This is a genomic window from Streptomyces sp. LUP47B, assembly GCF_001746295.1.
Lineage (GTDB): Bacteria > Actinomycetota > Actinomycetes > Streptomycetales > Streptomycetaceae > Streptomyces.
On sequence record NZ_MJAH01000014.1, the window covers coordinates 161,074 to 180,483 of the forward strand.

At 71.8% G+C, this 19,410-nt stretch carries 20 protein-coding genes; 4 read left to right on the top strand and 16 right to left on the bottom strand.

Annotated features, from left to right (window positions below):
* Positions 1-80: 80 nt before the first annotated feature.
* The 6 genes from BFN33_RS35140 to BFN33_RS35165 all read right to left on the bottom strand — a co-directional run bounded on the left by BFN33_RS35140 (position 81) and on the right by BFN33_RS35165 (position 4,062).
* Positions 81-437, bottom strand: coding sequence for a hypothetical protein (locus tag BFN33_RS35140; protein ID WP_256122937.1), 357 nt, complete (start codon positions 435-437; stop codon positions 81-83).
* A 279-nt stretch (positions 438-716) separates the two neighbouring features.
* Positions 717-1,028 carry a hypothetical protein gene (locus BFN33_RS53370; RefSeq protein ID WP_069764236.1) on the bottom strand — a complete coding sequence of 104 codons (312 nt, stop codon included), beginning with the start codon at positions 1,026-1,028 and terminating at the stop codon, positions 717-719.
* A gap of 121 nt (positions 1,029-1,149) precedes the next feature.
* On the bottom strand, positions 1,150-1,488 hold the full coding sequence (locus BFN33_RS35150; RefSeq protein ID WP_069764237.1) for a hypothetical protein: 339 nt from the start codon (positions 1,486-1,488) through the stop codon (positions 1,150-1,152).
* A 35-nt stretch (positions 1,489-1,523) separates the two neighbouring features.
* Positions 1,524-1,769 carry a hypothetical protein gene (locus BFN33_RS35155; protein WP_057609602.1) on the bottom strand — a complete coding sequence of 82 codons (246 nt, stop codon included), beginning with the start codon at positions 1,767-1,769 and terminating at the stop codon, positions 1,524-1,526.
* Between the two features lie 215 nt (positions 1,770-1,984).
* On the bottom strand, positions 1,985-3,397 hold the full coding sequence (locus BFN33_RS35160; protein WP_069764238.1) for a condensation domain-containing protein: 1,413 nt from the start codon (positions 3,395-3,397) through the stop codon (positions 1,985-1,987).
* 272 nt (positions 3,398-3,669) lie between these two features.
* Entirely contained in the window at positions 3,670-4,062 is a 393-nt protein-coding gene (locus BFN33_RS35165; protein WP_069764239.1) for a rodlin, read from the bottom strand.
* 246 nt (positions 4,063-4,308) lie between these two features.
* On the opposite strand from BFN33_RS35165, the gene BFN33_RS35170 reads away from it, so the two are divergent.
* The 3 genes from BFN33_RS35170 (at position 4,309) to BFN33_RS35180 (ending at position 5,950) form a co-directional block, all read left to right on the top strand.
* Positions 4,309-4,701 carry a rodlin gene (locus BFN33_RS35170; protein ID WP_069764240.1) on the top strand — a complete coding sequence of 131 codons (393 nt, stop codon included), beginning with the start codon at positions 4,309-4,311 and terminating at the stop codon, positions 4,699-4,701.
* A gap of 199 nt (positions 4,702-4,900) precedes the next feature.
* Positions 4,901-5,152 (top strand): chaplin, encoded by a 252-nt coding sequence (locus tag BFN33_RS35175; RefSeq protein ID WP_069764241.1) that lies wholly within the window; start codon positions 4,901-4,903, stop codon positions 5,150-5,152.
* 183 nt (positions 5,153-5,335) lie between these two features.
* Positions 5,336-5,950: a chaplin gene (locus tag BFN33_RS35180; RefSeq protein ID WP_305144238.1), complete on the top strand. Its 615-nt coding sequence runs from the start codon at positions 5,336-5,338 to the stop codon at positions 5,948-5,950.
* Positions 5,951-6,063: 113 nt separating this feature from the next.
* On the opposite strand, the gene BFN33_RS35185 is transcribed toward BFN33_RS35180, so the two are convergent.
* Both BFN33_RS35185 and BFN33_RS35190 read right to left on the bottom strand, forming a co-directional pair.
* Entirely contained in the window at positions 6,064-7,356 is a 1,293-nt protein-coding gene (locus BFN33_RS35185; RefSeq protein WP_069764243.1) for an NAD(P)-binding domain-containing protein, read from the bottom strand.
* On the bottom strand, positions 7,356-8,672 hold the full coding sequence (locus BFN33_RS35190) for an ATP-grasp domain-containing protein (RefSeq protein WP_069764244.1): 1,317 nt from the start codon (positions 8,670-8,672) through the stop codon (positions 7,356-7,358). The genes BFN33_RS35185 and BFN33_RS35190 overlap by 1 nt, the downstream gene beginning before the upstream one ends.
* A 169-nt stretch (positions 8,673-8,841) precedes the next feature.
* Between BFN33_RS35190 and BFN33_RS35195 the strand changes: the two genes are divergently transcribed.
* The gene (locus BFN33_RS35195; RefSeq protein ID WP_069764245.1) at positions 8,842-10,167 is read left to right on the top strand and encodes a glycoside hydrolase family 26 protein; all 1,326 of its coding nucleotides are present in this window, start codon (positions 8,842-8,844) and stop codon (positions 10,165-10,167) included.
* Between the two features lie 28 nt (positions 10,168-10,195).
* Here BFN33_RS35195 and BFN33_RS35200 read toward each other — a convergent pair whose 3' ends face one another.
* The 8 genes from BFN33_RS35200 to BFN33_RS35235 are packed head-to-tail and all read right to left on the bottom strand — an operon-like array spanning position 10,196 to position 19,401.
* Positions 10,196-11,308 carry a GNAT family N-acetyltransferase gene (locus tag BFN33_RS35200; protein ID WP_069764246.1) on the bottom strand — a complete coding sequence of 371 codons (1,113 nt, stop codon included), beginning with the start codon at positions 11,306-11,308 and terminating at the stop codon, positions 10,196-10,198.
* Positions 11,305-11,961: a lipopolysaccharide biosynthesis protein gene (locus BFN33_RS35205; protein ID WP_069764247.1), complete on the bottom strand. Its 657-nt coding sequence runs from the start codon at positions 11,959-11,961 to the stop codon at positions 11,305-11,307. The genes BFN33_RS35200 and BFN33_RS35205 overlap by 4 nt, the downstream gene beginning before the upstream one ends.
* The gene (locus BFN33_RS35210; protein WP_069764248.1) at positions 11,958-13,112 is read right to left on the bottom strand and encodes a glycosyltransferase; all 1,155 of its coding nucleotides are present in this window, start codon (positions 13,110-13,112) and stop codon (positions 11,958-11,960) included. The genes BFN33_RS35205 and BFN33_RS35210 overlap by 4 nt, the downstream gene beginning before the upstream one ends.
* A gap of 1 nt (position 13,113) precedes the next feature.
* Positions 13,114-13,857, bottom strand: a complete 744-nt coding sequence (locus BFN33_RS35215; protein ID WP_079141154.1) for a polysaccharide deacetylase family protein — start codon at positions 13,855-13,857, stop codon at positions 13,114-13,116.
* The gene (murJ, locus tag BFN33_RS35220; RefSeq protein ID WP_069764306.1) at positions 13,841-15,490 is read right to left on the bottom strand and encodes a lipid II flippase MurJ; all 1,650 of its coding nucleotides are present in this window, start codon (positions 15,488-15,490) and stop codon (positions 13,841-13,843) included. Before murJ ends, BFN33_RS35215 begins: the two co-directional genes overlap by 17 nt.
* A complete protein-coding gene (locus BFN33_RS35225) occupies positions 15,487-16,800 on the bottom strand; it encodes an O-antigen ligase (RefSeq protein WP_069764249.1) in 1,314 nt (437 codons plus the stop codon). Before BFN33_RS35225 ends, murJ begins: the two co-directional genes overlap by 4 nt.
* 4 nt (positions 16,801-16,804) lie before the next feature.
* Positions 16,805-18,229 (bottom strand): sugar transferase, encoded by a 1,425-nt coding sequence (locus BFN33_RS35230; RefSeq protein ID WP_069764250.1) that lies wholly within the window; start codon positions 18,227-18,229, stop codon positions 16,805-16,807.
* A complete protein-coding gene (locus tag BFN33_RS35235; protein WP_069764251.1) occupies positions 18,226-19,401 on the bottom strand; it encodes a glycosyltransferase in 1,176 nt (391 codons plus the stop codon). Before BFN33_RS35235 ends, BFN33_RS35230 begins: the two co-directional genes overlap by 4 nt.
* Positions 19,402-19,410: the final 9 nt, after the last annotated feature.

Here is a 19,410-nt window from a genome sequence, read left to right on the forward strand (position 1 = left end):
TTTTGTTTCGTCGGCAGACCTTCCGCAAAAACCGAAATGCCGGGTCGGGAATCATCCCGGCCCGGCATTCGCCGTAGTGCTCAGAACTCGATGTGCGGCCTCTTGAACTCCCTGGGCTTCTTGTACTCCTTGGGCAGCGGGGCGTTGTTGGAGCACTCCACGACCGGCCCGGCGCTCGTGGCCCCGCCCTCGAGCATCTTGTCCTGCCAGTCCACCACGTGCGGCTGGTCTGCCGTCGAGCAGTCCTGCTTCTGCTCGAGGGTATGCGCGTTGTCCTTGTCGGTCTGCGTCTCGCTCTTGCGAATACAGATGGTGTCACCCTGCGCGGTGGTCGCGCAGTTGCCGTCGTCCGCGTAGGCGAATGGGGCGCCGAGGCAGATCGCGGCGAGACTTGTGACGAGCCCCGAGACGGCGGCGATCTTCTGCGCAGTGAACATGTGCGGTATTCCTTTACGACGGAGGCCCGAGCGCACGTGCCATCAACGGGTGTGCGCTCGAGCCCGAGAAGGTCGAAACAGACGGCCGCAGCCCGGACGCGTGCCCTGATCGAGCGGCGCGTCCGGGCTGCATTCGCCACGGGGATTCACTCAGCACACCGTTGAACCCGCTGAAGCGGTGCGGGACCGAGTCGTTGAGTTCGTGCAATGTGCGTCAGGCTTCCCAGGAACGCGGGTGCGTCCGTTGTGGCGCTGTGCGGATGGGCTTGCGGCAAGGTCTTACTCTTCGCCGTGCTGCTCCTCCGGCTGAGCCTCGGGCTGGGCCTCGGGCTGCTGAGCCTCCGGCTGAGCCTCGGGCTGCTGCTCCTCCGGCTGACCCTCCGGCTGGGCTTCCGGCTGGCCCTCGGGCTGGGCCTGCGGCAGGGTGTAGTAGTCGCCCCCGAAGGCGACGGCGTTGGCCGACGAGTTGGCCACGGCGCTGATCGGCGGAGGCGCTTCGCCGTTGTCGCCGGCGAAACCGACGCCGGCACCGAGGGTGGACAGCCCCGCAATCGCTGCCGCTACGACTGCAGCACGCTGAAACATACGCATGGTTGACCCTTTCTCACCCGGGCAGGACCGCCCGGCTTGGCTACTCAATGTGAGCATATACACACACTGTGTAGCTATCGAGGATCTGCGTTCCCCATGTCGCGTCGTCGGTTTGTGGGGGTCAGCCCAACAGGCCGGTCTCCTCCGGTGCGGTGCCGTTCGCGTCGGGTGCTGTCAATGCCGGGGCGGCACAGGTCACCTCGGGGCCGAGCCGGGCCCTGCCGTTGCCCAGGGCGGAGGGCAGTGTCACGGGCTCAACCGGCTTACAGGTCTCCTGGTGGGGGATGACGCCGTCTTCGGGAATCACTCCCGTGATCCGCTGGGTGCAGGTGAAACCGAAAAGGTCGCGAGTGCAGTTTCCCGGGCCCGCCGCGGCATGCGCCTGGGTGGTGCCGACGCAGGCCATGAGGAGGCCCCCGGTCAACGCCGAAAGGGCCGCGATCTTCCTTCTGTTGAACATCTGATGCGTTGTCCTTTGTGGGGGTCCTGCCGAGTTCAGCCCTGGAAGGCGGTGTTGAACTGGCCGCAGGTGGTGGCCGTGGTGGTCGCGAGGCCGAGCACGCCGATCGGGACGTTGTTCTCGGCCACCGTCTGCGGACTGCATTCCTGATAGGGGCGGTAGAGGTTGTTCACCTGCAGCCCCCCGTCGGAGGTGTCGGCGGCGGCGGTGCCGGCGCCGACGGCGGACAGACCGCCGGCCGCCACTGCTGCTGCGATCACGACCTGCTGAATCTTGCGCATGGAACACCTCGTTCGTCGCTCGTACGTCACGATTGGTTGCCTAGCGTGACTGGACGAATACTAGCAGTAGTCACAGTGGGCACCCGCACGCAACAGGCGTGTTGCTGAGGGGGATAGACCACGCACCACCACCGGGTTGACGCCAACTGCCCGCCCAGGGAAACGGTTTGCCGAGGGGGGAGGGGCCAACTCGGTTGAAGCAGGAGCGAGTCGTGTCAGGTGAACACCGGCTCCGCGACCCGCAAGCGACCATGCGCGGGCACGGAGGCGATCACATCCCGCAGTCCTTCGGCGTACCGCCGCACGTTCTTGTGGGCGATCTCGGTGTCCGGGTAGCGGCAGGCGAACCACAGGCCCTCGTGCAGCCGGTTGACCCAGGCGCACACCTGGTCGCCGTACGACACCCGGATCAGACCGTACGCCCTCTGCTCCGCCCAGCGGTCCGAGCCGGGGATGAGGCGGGCGTCCACGTACGAGACCATCGAGTACATGTCGGGTGACGTCGGACGGAAGTCCTTGCCGAGCAGCCGCAGTACACGGGCCAGCGGAATGCGCGCCAGTGACCGGTTGGCCCGCAACTCGGCGCGGACCGCGACGAGCGCTCCCTCGAAGTCCTGGGCCGCGGGCACCTCGATCGGGGCGCCGCCGACGTACCAGCCCACGGAATCCGACCACGCCGACTTCAGCCGGGTGTGGAACGGCACGACCGTGCGATAGACCGGCTGTCCGCCCAGTTGGTGGACGATGAGGCTGGTCGCCGCCAGGATGCCCACCAAACTGCCGCCGTATGGACGGCAGTACTCCTCGAACGCGGCGGCGGCGCTCGCGTCGACGAGTGGCTCGCACAGCAGCTTCTGGGCGGGCAGTACCCCGCCGGGCCGCACACCGAGATCGACGGGGAACTCCGGGAGCCTTCCGTCGCACCGGCTCACGAACTCCCGCCAGCGCGCGACGATCGCGTGGGTGTCGTCGATCCCGTCCGCGTTCGCCCGCTCCTGCTCGCAGAAGTCGACGTAACTTCCCACCGGCGTACCGACGACGGGCCGCCCCGTGACGCCGGCCATGTACAGCTCGCTGATCTCCTCCGGGATGCGCTGCAGGGAGTAGGCGTCGACATTGGTGTGGTCGAAGGCCATGTACACACTGACGGAGTCCTCGCGAACGACCGCCGCATACATGAGATTCGGCCAACCCAGCGCGTCCGCAGCGATGTCGAACCGGCCCTGGAGGTAACTGACCAGCGCCTCCGGGTCGGTGAAGTCACCGACCACCTCGCGTTGCAGCGACACGTCCCTCGCGTCGAGCGTGAAGCGCTGCATGTCGTCCCCGGCCCATCTGAATCCGCTGCGCAGCGTCTCGTGCCGCAGCGTCCAGTCCCGCAGCGCCCCTTCCAGCGCATCGAGGTCCACGCGGCCCGGCAGGTCGAAGGCCGCCCCGAGCCACGTCGGTACGAACAGGCCGTCCTCACGCACCGATCGCGCCGTCCTGACGTGCGACTCCTGGATGTACGCCGGCGGCCGCGGATCCGGTGGCAGCACCGCCGCAGCCGCGACGGTCGCCGCGCTGACCGTCCACTCGACGAGTTGTCCCGGCCGGACCTCGCAGCGCTGCATGTCAGAAATTCGCACGGTGGTCTCTCCTTCGGCAGAAGACACCAGCTTGATCAAGAGGCCGCCTTGTGGCAGCAGTGGCCGCCGTGTCGCCGTCATTTCAGCAACACGTGTGACACCTCGAACGACGAAGCGATCCCTGGGAGACGGCAGGGCGAGGCTGCCTAGTTGAGCACGAGTGTCGCACAACCAGTCTGTGCGGCAGGCGGGTTGGCGACCTTGCATCCGGTCGAGGGCACAAGAAGGGCGGGGCCACCGATCAGTTCGGTGGCCCCGCCCTCCCGTCGATGTCAGCTCTCGCCGTTCTGGGACAGGACCGACACGTCCTCCAGCAGGTGCGCCAGCGCGCCGTCCCGCTTGGTCTGCGTGGAGTTCTCGGCACACTGCTGGGTCATGTCGTCCGAGAGGATCGGCACGTCGTGAACGGGGATGAGGTTGACGACAGGGACGCTGGCGTCGTCCAGAGCGAGGCACGGCTTGTTGAAGGAGCCCTGGATCAGTGCCATCTGGGGGCTCATGTTGCCGTACGTGCTCGAGTTGCCGAAGCTCTGCATCGCCCCGTTGCCGTTCGAGGAGACCGGCCCGCCGTCGTCGCCCAGCGCCATCGCCTGCGGAGCCGCGGCAGCGGCGGCGCCCATGACGGAAGCGGCAATAGCGGCGGTGGCAAAAACCTTCTTGATCACTGGCCAGTCCTTTCGGGGGAAACGTCTGCGTGGGAGCGATCTGGTTCAACTGCATCGGCGCAGCATGGTTTCTCCCGTTCACTCCGTCGGCCCATACCGGGGACACCTGGCGAGCCTCTTCGGCCCTGGTGTTCAGGTGCACCGGCATTTCATGCGGGCCAACCGGGTGAATCCCCGAAACCAATTCACGAGGGTCCGGTTGATGAGGCCGTAGGACATGCGTCGCTACGACGAAAGGAAAGCGAAGTGCTCAAGAAGGCAATGGTCGCCGCGGCGGCTGCCGCTTCTGTCATTGGCATGTCGGTGGCGGCCGCGCCCCAGGCGCTTGCCATCGGCGACGACAAGGGGCCGACCGTGGCCAACGGGAACGGCGCCTCGTCGAAATTCGGCAACTCGGCGACCAAGGGCGACATGAGCCCGCAGCTCTCCCTGGTCAATGGGACGCTGAACAAGCCGTGTGCCGCCCTGGAGGACATCAACGTCGCCGTCTTCAACGGCATCCCGGTCCAGGACGTGCCGATCCTCTCGGACGACCTGACGCAGCAGTGCGCCGACAACTCCACGCAGGCCAAGCGGGACGGCGCGCTGTCGCACGTCCTGGAGGACGTGTCGGTCCTGTCGGCGAACAGCGAGAAGTAGGCCGCCTCGCAGGGTGAGGGTGTCGGCGGCTGTGTAGCTCTTTCGGCGGTACGGCGGCGGTATTGTGCGGCCCATCCGAGTGAATTTCGGAGTGTCGTACGTTGATTTTCCCTTCTTTGGTCAATTCCTCGTGTGCAGGCTGCTGGTCATGGTGCGAGCCGTACGGCTGTGCTCGCGCGGTTTCGGCCGTCAATGAGGCATGACCGCAGAGAAGGGAAAGTTCATGAAGAAGACCGCTGCTGTCGTTGCGGGCGTGATCATGGCTCTGGGTGCGGCCACTCCGGCTTTCGCTGACGCGGACGCCCAGGCTGTCTCCGTCGGTTCCGGAGGATTTCTGTCCGGCAACGTGATCCAGGTTCCCATTCACGCGGCCATCAATCTGTGTGGCAACTCCGTGAACCTCATCGGGGCCTTGAACCCGACGTCCGGCAATGTGTGTGTGAACGCCTGACGCGTTCCACACCAGCCGTACGGCTGAGTCATGGCCGGCCTTGGACATCTTCGTCCGCTCCAAGGCCGGCTTTCCCATTTCTTCAAGCAGGAAAGACGATCAAGAGTGCGACAGACCCTGAGCAGGGGCATGTTCGCGGCCGCTGCCGCGACGAGCGTTCTCTCCCTGTGCGGTAGTCCCGCCATGGCCGATTCGCATGCGAACGGGTCCGCCGTGGACTCGCCGGGTGTCGTGTCCGGCAACGACGTGCAGGTCCCGGTCGACGTGCCGCTGAACGTGTGCGGCAACGCGGTCGACGTGATCGCCGCACTCGACCCCGTTTTCGGCAACGACTGCGCAGCGCGGGACGAGGGCGGCGAGGACGACTCCTCGTACGGCTCGGGTCAGGATGAGGACGCGGACGGCGGGACCGAGGGTTCGCCCGGCGCCGGCTCGGGCAACGACGTGCGGGTCCCGGTCGAGGTGCCGTTGAACGTGTGCGGTGACAGCGCAGGTGTGGCCGCCGTACTCGACCCCGCCTTCGGCAACGACTGCGCCGAGGACACCCAGGACGGATACGGCGACACCCCCGCGACTACTCCTCCGTCGACCCCACCGCCCGGGGGGAAGAGCACGGGGAAGAGCACGCCTCCCCCCGCCGGCGGCGACCACGTGACCCCGCCGCGCGCCGGAGACGACCAGCCCGCTCTGGCCGAGACCGGCAGCGAGGCCCTGGTGGGCACATCGGCCGCGAGCGCCGCGTTGATCGCGGCCGGAGCCGTCCTGTACCGGCGAAGCCGGGCTGCGTCCCGTCGATGACACGTGGAGGGTGCCGGCCGCGCACGCCCGGCATCCTCCCGGCCGGCCGGCGAGCCGCCCGGCCGGGAGCCATGTCAGGACCGCACGACAGCCGGGGCGCGCGCGGCGTGCTGTCAGGGCCGCGCGGCGGGCGCCGCCCCGCGCTGTCCCCGGCCGCTGGGCGCCGGGATCGTTCCGCCGGGTGTGCCCGTGCGCAGGTGACGCCGCACTCCGCCGACGAGCGTGCTCGCCGTGAAGGTCGCGCCCTGCACAAAGCGCATGGCCGGTCCGAAGCCGGACGCCGTCACCAGGCCCGCGAGGAACAGCCCTGGACACGAGGACTCGAAGTCCCGCCCGACCTGCGGCGCGCCGTCGGCCACCGTCGCGAGGGAGCCGCGCAGTTCGTCGGAGAGCAGCCGCAGCCGGTCTCCCGTCGCCCTGAAGCCCGTGGCGGCGATGACGTGCTCGGTCTCCAGGGAGCGCAGGGCCCGCCCCGACGCCGACGGTTCCGATCCGCCTCCGCCGCTCACCACATCCAGCCGCACCCCGCCGCGCACCTCACGGGCCGCCGCCACCTCGTGGCCGAGCCGCACCTCGACGACCGGCTCGATCCGGTCCCGCAGCCACCAGGCTCCGGCCGGCCCCAGCGCCGTGGCGCAGATCCGCGTCCGCCTCGCCTCGGGAAGCCGGTGGAAGAGGCCGGGGCGTTCGGAGTAGAACCAGTTGCGCCAGCCGGGGCCGAGGCCGCTGTGAGGGGCGCGCGCCCTTTGCCACCAGGGGCGCTGCCAGGGCGGCGGCACGTCGTTCCACTCCAGCTGGTCGGCGCGCGCCAGGACCCGTACGCGCGTGCCCTGCTCGGCGAGGAGGGCCGCCGTCTCCAGGGCCGCCTGGCCACCGCCGATCACGGTGACGTCCCGGTCGCGGAAGCGGGCGAGGTCGTCGTGATGGCTGCTGTGCGACACCAGGGAGGCGGGCAGCGCGCGCAGTGCGGCCGGCAGCTCCACGAAGGGCATCACACCGACCGCCAGCGCGACCGTGCGGGTGAGCAGGGTCTCGCCGTCCTCGGTGACCGCCTCGAAGCCGCCCGGGCAGGGGGCGATCCGCGTGATCGTGCGCTCGTCCACCTCCGGTACCGCGTTACGGGCGAACCACTGGCCGTACGCGGCGAACATCTCCACCGGGATCGGCTCCCCGTGCTCGGCCGCAACTCCCTGGCCCGCGCAGTACGCGTCCAGCCGCAGACGGCCCGCCGGGTCCGAGAGGTTGGACGCCCAGGGCTCCGACTTGAGGAACATCCCGCGTGGCATGTGGTCACGCCACGAGGCCATGGGGCGACCGAACACCCGCAGCCGCAGTCCGGCGGCCGCGGCGTGGGACGCGATGGACAGACCGTACGGGCCCGCGCCCACCACCAGAAGGTCGTACATCAGCAGCTGCTCACTTTCTTCTCGTCGGACAGCTCGTCGGGGAGCCCGTTCGCCAGCGCGGCGGACAGGCGGGGCGTGGCGGAGGAAGGCGGTGGCACGGACACGGTGGCCCCGACCAGGCGTCCGGTTCCGTCTGCGCCCGGCCGTCGTAGTCGCTCCCGCACGCGGCGGGACACATGGCGTGCCCACAGCCCCCGCATCGCCCGGCCCGGCTCCGGGTCGTCCTCTGCGTGCCAGGCCAGTTCACGTCCGTCGGGGGCGGGACGCAGCAGGGTGAGCGGGGAGTAGTTCTCCACCACGAAGGCGCGCCCCGGCAGGGGTGAACCCTCCGGCAGCGGACGGTGTGTCAGGTCCAGGTGCAGGGCCCGTACGACGTCCAGGTCCGCGCTGTCGGCGAAGAGCCGGAACTGGGCACCGGGGCGCGGGTTGAAGTCGAGGAGGTGGTAGGCGCCGGTCGTGCCGCAGCGGCGGAAGTCCAGATCGAGGATCCCGCGGTAGCCCAGTGCGTCGGTGAGCCGCTCGGCGAGCGCCTGCACGTCCGGGTTCGGCCGCCAGCGCCCCACCGCGGTCAGGCCCGCCGCGCGCGGCCAGGACCGTTCCTTCACACCGGGGCCGCCGCCGATCACCGCGCCCGAGCGGGCGGCGTAACCGTGAAAGAACCAGTCGCGGTCCGGGCCCGACGGCAGGAACGCCTGCAGCAGCAGCCGGCTGCCCGCCTCCTCGGTGCGCAGGTACAGCTCGTGCGCCTCCTGCGGACTGCGCACCACGACCGTGCTGCGCAGCCCGCCTTTCGTCGGCAGCAGCCAGGGGCGGCTCCACTTCGCCACCACCGGAAGGCCCAGCCGCCAGGCCGCGGCGGCGGCCTCGCCGGCGCTGGCCGGGACGACCGTCTCCGGGTGCGGGATGTCCGCGGCCGCGCACACCGCCGCCAACTCGGCCTTGTCGGCCACCCGCTCGGGCAGCGCCGGGGGTTGCTGCGGCAGGAGGTAGGAGGGGGCCAGCTCCTCGCGCAGTCGGCCGACCGCGACCGCGCTCGCGTCGTCCATCGGGATCAGGACGGCGGGTCCGGCGATCCGGGCGGCCACCTGACGCAGTACGACGGCGATGTCGGCCGGGGACGCGCCGGGCGGCGGCGGTGGGTGCAACTGCCGTACGAAACGGGACGCGCGGACCGGACTTCCCGCGCAGTCGGCGACCAGGTGCACCTCCAGACCTGCCCGGCCCAGTGAACGCACGGCACCCAGCGTTCCGTGGTGAAAGGGATTGGGGTCGATCCGCAGCAGTACTGCGGGGACCCGGCTGTCGAACGGCGACACGGCATCGTCCTTCGGTTGTTTCACTCGTGCGGGCGATCGGAGCACACGAAAGCCGTAGGCACGGTGGCGGAATTCATATTGATATGACTGAGTGTCAGGTAAGGGAAAGGCCATAGGGCGCGGCAAAGAGTGAGAAAGCGAAAGTCCGAGCGTGGAGAGAGGAGCAGGCATGGCCCCACAGCATCGACGGACCCGGTCCGGGCGGTTGGCCGTCGTCGCGGCGTCGGTCGTCGCGACGACGGCACTGGCGTCCGGTCCAGGATTCGCCGCGGGTGCGGGGGTGGCGCGGATCGCCGATCCTCCCGCTCCGACACCCGTCGCCATTCCGGTCCCCGTGACCCCGGTCCTGCCCGAGCGGCCGAAGGTGACCCCGCCGCCGCTCCCGGCCCCGGCGTGGCCCGGAAAGCACGCTCCCGCGTTCGGCGCCTACCTCGACTACGGCCCCAGTGGCGTGGCCCGCATGCTCGACCTCAGCCGCTGGCTGGGCGGTGCCGACCTGCGCGTCGGCCACACGTATCTGCCCGGCGACCGCTGGAGCAACATCGAGGGCGCCCCGGGCTTTCTCGACGCGTGGGCGCGCTGGCGCACCGGGCGGGACGACCGGATGTTCGTCCTCAACGTCCCCATGCTGGAGCGCAACGAGGAGAACGTCTCCGACGCCGAGGTGCGGCTGCTGCTGCGCCAGGGCGCCGCCGGCCGGTTCGACCATCACTTCCGCGCCCTGGCCGAACGGCTGGTGCGGCTGAAGGTGCCGGACACGGTGATCGTGCTCGGCTGGGAAATGAACGGCACCACGTACACCCATCGTTGCGGGCCCGACCCGCAGGCCTGGAAGACGTACTGGAACAGGATCGTCACGGCCATGCGTGCGGTGCCGGGGCAGAGGTTCCGGTTCGACTTCGCGCCGTCCCGGGGGCGGGACGCCGTGCCCTGGACGCAGTGTTATCCGGGTGACGACTCGGTCGACATCGTTGGCATGGATTCCTACGACCAGCCGGCCGGGGTGACATTCGACGAACAGGTGAATGAGCCCTACGGCCTTCAGGCACAGGTGAATTTCGCCAAGGCCCACGGAAAGCCCGTCTCCTATCCGGAATGGGGACTGTTCCGCAACGGGGACAACGCCGAGTACATGCGGCGCATGCTCGCCTGGATGAACGAGCACAAGCCGCTCTACAACACCCTGACCGACTACTGCCCGCACGGTGTGTGGCAGTGCCCGGACAACCCGAGGGCGGCAGAGATCTACCGGTCCCTCCTCTCCGGCACCATCACCGACCCCGTCACGGAACCGGCCGAGCCCACCGATCCCGTTACGGAACCGGTCGAGCCCACCGACCCCGTCACGGAGCCGGCCGAGCCCACCGTCCCCGCCAGCCCGACGAGTCCGACGAGTCCGCCCAAGTGCTCGCCGTTGGATCTGGGTGACTGGGTCGAGTACTGGCTCGGCGGCAAGCTGTGCCTGCGCTTCGACTGGTTGACGCGCAACCGGTAGCGCGGCCGGCCGGTGGCGGCGGACTCCCTCAGGACCCGCCGCCACCGTGGCGCTCCTTCCGCTCCTGCCAGTGGAGCAGCAGTTCCTTGCCCCGCCGCCGCGCGGCCACGTCGCACTCGACCGCCGCCAGCAGCGGGGCCGTGCGGCGGCGGGCCAGCAGCAGCCGCTGGTTGACGACCGCCTCGGGCCGCCAGTGGTGCTTGTACGGCTCGTTGCCGCGCAGCAGGCTCAGCGCGCCGTGCCCGCCGTCCTGGGTGTGCCGGCTGCACGCGTCGAGCAGCATCACCGCCACGTCCGCCCTGCGTTCCCGCAGACACGGGTGGGCGCCGTACAGGTAGCCGCCCGCGAGCCGCCGCGACAGCAGGGTCAGGTCCACGGCCACCACGTCGTCGTCGAGGCGGAACTCGGTGACCACCGCGTCCCCGGAGCGCACCATCGGCGCGACCGAGCGCACCAGGTGTTCGCGGAACCGCGGCCGCAGATGCTCGGGCGTCACCCCGCGGCCCTCCCACTGGAGTGCGTGCAGTTCGATGAGCCGCCGCAGCGCCTTGTCCACCTCGTCCGGTGTCACGGTGTGCCGCTGGATCCCGAGCGCGGTCAGCTTGCGCAGCTTGGCGCGGACCCGCTGCTGGGCCTTGGCCGTGGGCAGGCGCGTGATCAGTTCGTCCATGGACACGGCGGGCAGTTCCAGGCACACCGAGTCGTCCACCCGGCGTCGGGGCCCGCTCCAGTGGCCGTAGATCCGCTCGGCGGCCCCGCCCGGGCGGACCTCGCGGAGGTCGATCAGGGCGGTGCGAGCGGCCGCGGACAGGCCCCCGGCGAGCGCGGTGACCGCCTCCGGGCCGCGCTCGTCGTCCAGCAGGACGTCCCCGTAGTCGGAGATGGACCCGCCGAGCGGCACCAGCGAGGGCACCGGGCGGTCCACGCGCATCAGCGGCGCGGCGGCGGCCAGCTCGGCCCCGTCGCGCACCAGCACCAGCCGCAGCCGCCCGCGTCTGCCGTACGACAGCCACCAGGAGTGCAGCCAGGCGTGACTCTGGAAGGGGGTGGCGGCCCCGCACCGGCGGTACAGGTCACCCCACTGCGCCGCCAGTTGGGCGAAGTCCCGCTCTGTGGTGACGAGTTCCGCCCGGTACGTCACAGCTGCCCGTGGGTGTCGGCGGCCAGGGCCGGACCCGGTACGGACGCGGGGCGCCCGGACGCGTCCCCGGCACGCCTGGGCCGGGCCAGCAGCGCCAGCCCGCCGAGCAGGCCGCCCGCGCTCGCACCCACCAGGCCGATCAGGGTCGGGGAGGCGGAGGACGGCTCGCTGGGCTTGATGGCCCGGGCGAACTGCTGAAGCTCGACGCGGGTGGCGTCCTTGGTGTCGTTCGCGTGCCGGGTCAGCGCGCGGGAGACGGCGTTGGCCATGTCGGCGGCGAGGTCGGGGCGGGTGGAGGTGGCCGTGATGGCGACCATCGGGGCGTCCGGCGAGGTCGCCGTCCGCACGCTCGACTTCAGCGTACGCACCGGCACCCCGGCCCACACCTGCGCGTCCCCGAGCACCGCGAGCTGCGTGGCGACCCGGCCGTAGGCCTGCGCGAAGCCGGTCGCGGACGCCGGGTCGGACTTCGCGGTCGGGACGGCGACGACGTAGGACGTGGCGGTGTACTCGGGCGGCTCGGCGAGGCCGTACACCCCGCCGAGCAGGCCCCCGACGAGGGTTCCGGCCGCGAGCAGGGACCAGGGCGGCAGCGTCCTGACGCGGGCCAGGCCCGTGGCCGGGTGGCTCGGTCCGGTGGGGTTCTCGGTCATGAGGAAGGGACTCCCTGAGGTGATGGAGACATGGAAGGGGCGGCCACCGCGGCCGTGTAGACGTTCATCAGGCGATCGGCGCTGCGGGTGATGCTGTAGCGGTCGGCGGCCTCGGGCGCGGTGCGCGGGCCCGGGCCCATGGCCCGGGTCGCGGTGACGGCCCGCGCGAAGGCGTCGGGGCCGCCCCGGACGAGGCGCGCGGCCGCCGCGGTGTGCGTGGGCAGCTCCTCGATCGCCGGGCAGGAGGAGTAGAGGACGGGCAGCCCCGACGCCAGCGCCTCCACCATCGCCAGACCGAAGGTCTCCTCCGGGCAGGCTGAGGCGAGCAGGTCCATCGCCGAGGTGAGGGAGGGCAGGTCGGGGCCGGGGGTGCCGTCGGGGACGTAGGGGCGTTCGCCGGTGAACAGCACGCGGTCCATGACCCCGGCGTCCTGAGCGGTCCGCCGCAGCGCGTGCTCCTCCGGTCCGCCGCCGACCAGCAACAGCCAGTGGTCCGCGGGGAGTCGGGCAAGCGCCCGGATCAGGACGTCGAAGCGTTTGGCGGCCGTGAGGCGGCCGATGCCGCCGATGAGATAGGCCGTCTCGGGCAGGCCCAGCCGCTGTCGGGTGCGCAGGCGCCGGTCCGGGTCGAAGCGGAAGCGGTCCAGGTCGACGCCGTTGGGGACGACCTCGATCCGGGGGGCCGGAACGCCCCAGCGCCGCAGCCGTTCGGCGACGGTCGGGGAGACGGCGACCGTGGTCCGGCCCAGGCGCTCACTGGCCAGGTAGAGCCCACGTACCCCCGCCGTCAGCGGGCGGCCCTCCATCTGTGAGTCGCCCAGGGAGTGTTCGGTGGCGACGATCGCCCGGACGCCCGCGAGGCGCGCGGCGAGCCGGCCGTAGACGCAGGCACGGTAGAGGTGGGTGTGCACGAGGTCGTAGCCGCCCGAGCGGATCAGCCGGACCAGGCGGGGCAGTGCGCCCAGGTCCCGGTTTCCGGCCATCCCCAGGTGGGTCACCCGTACCCCGTCGGCGGCCAGCCCGTCGGCGACGGCGCCCGGGTTGGTGAGCGTGACGACCTCGGAGTCGACCGGCAGGTGCCGCAGCAGGAGCCGGAGCTGCTGCTCGGCACCGCCGACGCCCAGGCCGGTGATGACCTGAAGGACCCGCATGTCAGACCCCCTCGACAGGGCGTCGGCGCAGGCGGTGCAGCCGGTACTTCAGAAACAGGCGTACGGCGTTGTCGCCCTGCCCGACGTACAGGCGGGGCAGTGCGTACGGGCCGTTCAGAGGGCCGGGGTCGATCGCGCAGGCGTAGGTGTAACCGGCGTCGCGGACGGCGTCCACGGCACGCTGGTCGATCGAGCCGTACGGGTAGCAGAAGCCGTTGACGGGAGAGCCCGTCAACTGCTCGAGCGTGGCCCGGCTCTCGACGACCTCGGCCTTCACCAGGGCGTCGTCCGCCTTGGTCAGGTCGACGTGGGTCAGCCCGTGCGAGCCGATCTCCACCCCCTCGGCCGCCGCCTGCCGGATGCCGTCCGCGGTGAGCAGCGGCTTGCGCGGACCCAGCCGGTCCCAGGCGTTGTCCCCGCCGAGCCGGCCCGGCAGCGCGAAGAGCGTGGCGCCGAAGCCGTACCGGCGCAGTACCGGCAGGGCGTGGTCGACGAAGTCGGCGTAACCGTCGTCGAAGGTGAGTCCGACCAGCTTGCGTCCCTCGCCTCGGGCGCGGGCGGCCAGCAGGTCGGACACGGAGACACCGGTGAGGCCGCGTCCGCGCAGCCAGCGCAGCTGCCGGTCCAGCCGCTCGGGCGTGACCGTGACGCGGTAGGGGTCGTTCGAGTCGTCGCCCACGGAGTGGTACATCGCCACCCAGGGCACCGGGCCTCTGGGAGGGGCGCTGTCAGCGGAAACGGGCATACGGGAGCCTTCGGGTGACGGTGCGTACGGAACGCAGTGCGGAAGCCACGCCCTGGACGTTCAGGGCCCTGGCGAACAGGACGAAGACGGCGACCACGGTCGTGGAACCCGCGGCCAGACCCGGTACCGCCGCCTCGAACCGGCTCGCCGCGAACGCGCCGGCGACGGTCGCGGCGACCGCCGCGCACAGCGTCCTGCTCAGCCCGGTGAGAACCCGCCGGGTGCGGATCGGGACGTTGCGCTCACCCATGCCGGCGAGCAGCACCATGGCCGTGACGGTGATGCCGACGGCGTTGGCGGCGGCGATCCCGGCCACTCCCCACGGACCCACCGTGCAGGTGCCGACGCCGGCGGTGGTGACGATGCCGAGGGCCATCGCGCCGAGCGGATACCACGTGGAGCGGCCCGCCGAGAAGTGCGACCGGACCAGGCACCCGACCAGCGTCTGACTGAGCAGCCCGAGTGCGTACACGCGCATGACCTCCGCGGTCGCCGCCGTGTCCGCCGCGGTGAACTCGCCTCGCTGGAAGAGGAGTTCGACCATCTGCGGGGCGCAGGCGATCACCGTGGCCGCGCCGAGCAGCACCAGACACGCGGCCAGCGCCAGGTCCCGCTCCACGCGGTCCCGGGCCCGTTCCGTGTCGCCGTCGGCCAGTGCCCGCGCCACCACCGGGAAGGTGACCGTGCACAGCATCAGCGACAGCGTCATCGGGATCTGTGCCACCTTCTGCGCGTAGTTGAGGTGCGAGATGGCGCCGGCCGGGAGGGCGGAGGCGAGGAAGCGTTCGATGAGGACCTGGGACTGCCGGCACAGGGCGAAGAGGAGCACGGTGGCGACCATGGCCAGCGTCATGCTCTGCCCGGGCGCCCCGGCGGACGCGATCCGGGGCGCTGCCCGGCGTCGCGACTGCCGCCAGACGGACGGCAGTTGGATCGCCACCATCAGTCCGCCGCCCACCGCGACCCCGACGGCCGCCGAGCGCACGCCCCACTGCCCGCCGAGCACGAACATCGCGGTGATGATGCCGGCGTTGTAGGCCACGTAGATGGCGGCCGGCGCGAGGAAGGTCCGGTGCGCCCTGAGGGCTGCACTGCAGTACCCGGCGAGACCGAAGCCCAGCACGCTCAGCGCGGTCAGCCGGGTGCAGTCGACGGCGAGGCCCGGGTCGGGCAGCCCCGGTGCCAGGGCCTGGACCAGGTAGGGGGCGGCGCCGATGACCGTCGCGGACACACCGACGAAGGCCAGCGCCAGCCAGGGGAGCGTGGCGGCCACCAGCGAGCGGACCGGGTCGCCGGGAGCGCCCTGCGCACGGCGGGCCAGTGCCAGGCTGAACGCCGGGATCAGCGCGAAGGACAGCCCGTCCTCGATGAACAGGGTGGAGGCGAACTCGGGCACGGTCCAGGCCACCAGGAAGGCGTCCGTCTCGCTCCCGGCACCGAACAGCCGGGCCAGCGCCTGGTCACGGACCAGCCCGAGCAGGGCTCCGACGATCGAGAGGGCGGCCGTGATCAGGGTGGCCTTGGCGAGGAACCCCCCGGAGACGGGGGCGAGTTCGCTCGCGTCGGCGGTGCGTGCGGGGGGAACCACCATGGTGTCGGCGTGCGCGTCGGGCCTGGAGGGTGTCACCTTCATCGCACCGTGGCCCTTGCCGTCGTTCCGGCGCTCGCGATCAGCGCCCACCACGCCACCAGCCCGAAGCACACCGCTGTCAGCACGGTCGAGGGGCCGCCGATGTCGGCGTACAGGAAGTCGGTCAGCTGCCAGATCAACAGGCCGCAGGCGACGAGTGCGCAGTCGAGCCCCGGGCCGTCACGCCGTACCCGGAACAGCCCGTACAGCCCGCGCGTCAGAAGGCCCAGCCAGCAGCCCACGAGCGCGAGCAGACCGAGCAGGCCCTGTTCGGCGAGGACGAGGAGGTACATGTTGTGCGGGGACAGCAGCGGCTGCTTGCGGAAGTCCGCGCCCGCGCCCTCCGTGTCGCTGCCCGCGGACAGCGCGAGCGAGGAGTGCGCGTCCCGGTGCTCGGGGAAACCCTTCAACCCGACGCCGGTGAGCGGCTGTTCGCGCCACATGCCGGCCGCCGCCGCCCACAGGGTGTAGCGGTCGGTGACGGACTGGTCGGGTGCGTCGGTGACCCGTGTGACGCTGTCGATCCGCTCCTGGAGCAGCGCCGAGCCCCATCCGAGCCCGCCCACCAGGATCACGCCCGTCGCGGCCGCGGCCGCCACCACCTTCAGCGCCCGCCGCGGCCCGGCCAGCACCAGCTGTGCCCCGCACGCCACGGCCGTCGCGATCCAGGCGCCCCGGCTGAGGGACAGCGCGAGCGGCAGCACCAGCGCGACCGCGCAGCAGGCGGCAACCGCCCGCTGGCGTACGGAGGTCCGGCCCAGAGCCAGTCCCACCGCGCACACCAGCCCGAAGGCGACGACGGTCGCCATCCCCATCACGTCGCTCGCCCCGAAGGTACCGACGGCCCGGATGTCCTCGCCCTGGTACGAGGCGCCGGTCCCCGTCACGTACTGATGCGTGCCGACCGCGCCCTGCCACAGCGCGAGCCCCACGAACGCCCAGGCCAGCAACCGGAAGTCACCCCGGTCGCGGATCAGCAGCATGACGGCGGCCGGGACCAGCACGAACACCTGGAGGTAGCGGCCCATGCCGCCGATCCCCGCGCCCGGCGAGGCCGCCCCCGTCGCGGCGAGCGCGAGCCCGGCCACGGGCAGGCCCAGCAGTACGACCGCCGTACGGGACAGGGGGCGCCGCCGGTCCCGTACGAGACGGATCCCGCAGTACACGACGACGAGCGCGGAGAGCGCGTCGGCCGGTCCCGGGCCGCCGTCGTCGCCCGGTGTGAGCGGCAGCGCGAGCAGGGCGACCACGGCGACCACGGGCAGGACGGGGGGCCACTGCCGCACGCGGGGCAGGGTCAGGGCGTGGGTCATGTGCTCAGCTCCCCGTCGGGCGCACGAGCGCGGCCGCGGTGCGCAGCAGGATGCAGATGTCCTGCCACAGCGACCAGTTGTCGATGTAGGCGTTGTCGAAGCGGGCCCGGTCCTCGATGGAGGTGTCCCCGCGCAGACCGTGGATCTGGGAGAGACCGGTGATGCCGGTCTGCATACGGTGGCGGGCCGCGTAACCCGGGTGGGCCTGGCTGAACTTGGCGACGAAGTACGGGCGTTCGGGGCGCGGTCCGACCAGGCTCATGTCGCCCCACAGGACGTTCCACAGCTGGAGCAACTCGTCCAGTGAGGTGCGGCGCAGGAAGCGGCAGAACCACGGCATGCGGTGTTCGTTCGCCACACTCCAGCGGGTCGCCGCCTCGTGCTCGTCGACCGGGCGGTGGGTGCGGAACTTCAGCAGGGTGAAGGGCCGGCCGTCCCTGCCGATGCGCTCCTGCCGGAACACCACACCCGGCCCGCCGGTCAGCCGCAGCGCCACCGCGCACACCAGCAGAAGCGGGCTGACCATCAGCAACAGCGTCCCGGAGACGGCCACGTCCAGCGCCCGCTTGCCGAGGCCGCCGCGCCGCCGCGAGCCCATGTCCAGCCGGCGACAGGAGAACCCGGCGAGCTGGTCCTTCGAGGCGTACGACGGTGAGTCCGGCTCCACCTCCCACACCGTGCAGCCCGACTCGGCGAGCGCGCGCAGCAGCGGCCCCTGGGCGGACCGTACGGAGGGATGGACGATCAGGACGTCCCGTACACCGTTCTGGATGAGGGCCCGCTCGACCTCCTCGCCGGTCGTCAGCACCGGCAACTGGCCGCCGCCGTCCGGCTGTTCGGTCACGATCCCCACCGGCCGCACCCCGCACCGCGGATGCCGCAGCACGGCGGCGGCCACCCGCTGCGCGGTCCCGGCCGGGCCGACGACCAGCGCGGCCCGCGGCCGGGCGTGCCGCAGCACGCGCCGCCGCCAGTGCACGGTGCCCCGGGTCGCGCAGGCCGTCGCCGACTGGAGCACGAAGCCCGCGGCGAGGGTGCGGGCGGACAGGGCGTGGTGGGGTGCGTACGCGGCGACGAGCGCCGCGACCGCCAGCCAGGCGACCGCGATCCGGCCGCACACGGCGGGCAGTTCGTCGAGGATCCCCGGTACCGGCCGGGTCGGGTGCCGGCGCAGCAGCATCGACGCGGTCACCAGCAGTGCCACCAGCAGCACTTGGTGCTCGGTGCCGGCGAGCGGCACCGCGCCGAGCAGGGCGGCGACGCTGTCCGCGGCGAGCAGCGGGGCGGGGGAGGCGGGGCGGGACGGGGGTCTGCGGGCCGGGAAGCGGAAGCCGGCTGCGGGGCCGCGTGACGGCTTGACGAACAGGGGCGCGAAACCGGGATCCCGTGGCTGGGCACCGGGCGAGGGGACGGTACTTTCCGCGGTCACGAGTGGATGAACTCCCTGTACTCGGTGGGCACGGCGCTTGCGGCGGCCGGGCCGCCGAGCACGGCGCGGTACACGGCCGCCACCGCCTCGGCGGTGAGCCGTACGTCGTGCGTGGACAGGACGTGGCGGCGCCCCTGGTGGCCGAGCGCCTCGCGCAGCAACGGGTCGAGCAGCAGCGTGGTGACCGCCTCGGCGAGCGGTCTCGGATCACCCGGTGGCACCAGGCAGCGGGGGACGAGCGCGGGCGGCAGGCTCTCCCTGGCACCGTCCACGTCCGTCAGCACCACGGGCCGCCCGCAGGACATCGCCTCCAGCGGGGCGAGCGCCATGCCCTCCCAGAGCGAGGGCAGTACGACCAGGTCGGCGGCCTGGTACCAGGGCGCGGTGTCGGTGACGGCCCCGGCGAACAGCACGGAACGCGGTGCGCGGGCGCGCAGCCGTTCCTGGTCGGGCCCGTCACCGACGAGCACGAGCCGGGCGTCCGGAACACGCCGCGACACGCTGTCCCAGGCGTCCAGCAGGACGTCCTGCCCCTTCTGCCGGCACAGCCGCCCCACGCACACCACGAGGGGCGCCGCCGGATCGACGCCGGGAAGGACACCGGACCGTACGGTGTCGACGGGGGCGGGGTGGAAGCGTTCGGGCCGGATGCCGTTGGGAACGACCGTGCAGCGCCCGCCGATCCCGGCGCGCACGCCGGTCGCGCGCTCCGCCGCGCTCACACACACCACTTGCGAGGCCCAGCGCGCCCCCCATCGCTCCCACCGCAGTGCGAGCGCCGCCGTCATCCCGCCGACCGCCTCGAACGACCAGGCGTGCGGCTGGAAAACGGTCGGGATCCGCCCCCGTACCGCGAGCCGGCCGACCAGGCCGGCCTTCGCGCTGTGGGCGTGCACCAGGTCGGGCCGCACGTCCTCGAGCACCTGACCGAGCCGCCGTACCTCCCGTACGAGGGCCGGACCCGGTGAGCGGGTGGCGTGCCAGTGCCGTACGTCGGCGCCGAGCCCGCGCACGGCGGGGGCGAGGGGACCGTCCGGGCAGGCGACCGTCACGTGCAGACCGGCCGCGAGCTGGGCTCGGGCCAGGTCCGTCACCACACGGGCGACCCCGCCGTCCACGGGCTGGGTCAGATGCAGAACCCGCGGCCGGGGGTCGGGGGCTGACTGGTGCATGCGCGTTTT

What these genes read in the sequence shown, in the direction of transcription:
- BFN33_RS35150 (WP_069764237.1), bottom strand. Translation starts at nt 1,488, where the DNA reads ATGTTCAACAGAAGGAAGATCGCGGCCCTTTCGGCGTTGACCGGGGGC.
- BFN33_RS35205 (WP_069764247.1), bottom strand. Translation starts at nt 11,961, where the DNA reads ATGACCGAGAACCCCACCGGACCGAGCCACCCGGCCACGGGCCTGGCC.
- BFN33_RS35175 (WP_069764241.1), top strand. Translation starts at nt 4,901, where the DNA reads ATGACCGCAGAGAAGGGAAAGTTCATGAAGAAGACCGCTGCTGTCGTT.
- BFN33_RS35210 (WP_069764248.1), bottom strand. Translation starts at nt 13,112, where the DNA reads ATGCGGGTCCTTCAGGTCATCACCGGCCTGGGCGTCGGCGGTGCCGAG.
- murJ (WP_069764306.1), bottom strand. Translation starts at nt 15,490, where the DNA reads ATGAAGGTGACACCCTCCAGGCCCGACGCGCACGCCGACACCATGGTG.
- BFN33_RS53370 (WP_069764236.1), bottom strand. Translation starts at nt 1,028, where the DNA reads ATGCGTATGTTTCAGCGTGCTGCAGTCGTAGCGGCAGCGATTGCGGGG.
- BFN33_RS35180 (WP_305144238.1), top strand. Translation starts at nt 5,336, where the DNA reads ATGGCCGATTCGCATGCGAACGGGTCCGCCGTGGACTCGCCGGGTGTC.
- BFN33_RS35235 (WP_069764251.1), bottom strand. Translation starts at nt 19,401, where the DNA reads ATGCACCAGTCAGCCCCCGACCCCCGGCCGCGGGTTCTGCATCTGACC.
- BFN33_RS35155 (WP_057609602.1), bottom strand. Translation starts at nt 1,769, where the DNA reads ATGCGCAAGATTCAGCAGGTCGTGATCGCAGCAGCAGTGGCGGCCGGC.
- BFN33_RS35140 (WP_256122937.1), bottom strand. Translation starts at nt 437, where the DNA reads ATGTTCACTGCGCAGAAGATCGCCGCCGTCTCGGGGCTCGTCACAAGT.
- BFN33_RS35195 (WP_069764245.1), top strand. Translation starts at nt 8,842, where the DNA reads ATGGCCCCACAGCATCGACGGACCCGGTCCGGGCGGTTGGCCGTCGTC.
- BFN33_RS35215 (WP_079141154.1), bottom strand. Translation starts at nt 13,857, where the DNA reads ATGCCCGTTTCCGCTGACAGCGCCCCTCCCAGAGGCCCGGTGCCCTGG.
- BFN33_RS35225 (WP_069764249.1), bottom strand. Translation starts at nt 16,800, where the DNA reads ATGACCCACGCCCTGACCCTGCCCCGCGTGCGGCAGTGGCCCCCCGTC.
- BFN33_RS35185 (WP_069764243.1), bottom strand. Translation starts at nt 7,356, where the DNA reads ATGTACGACCTTCTGGTGGTGGGCGCGGGCCCGTACGGTCTGTCCATC.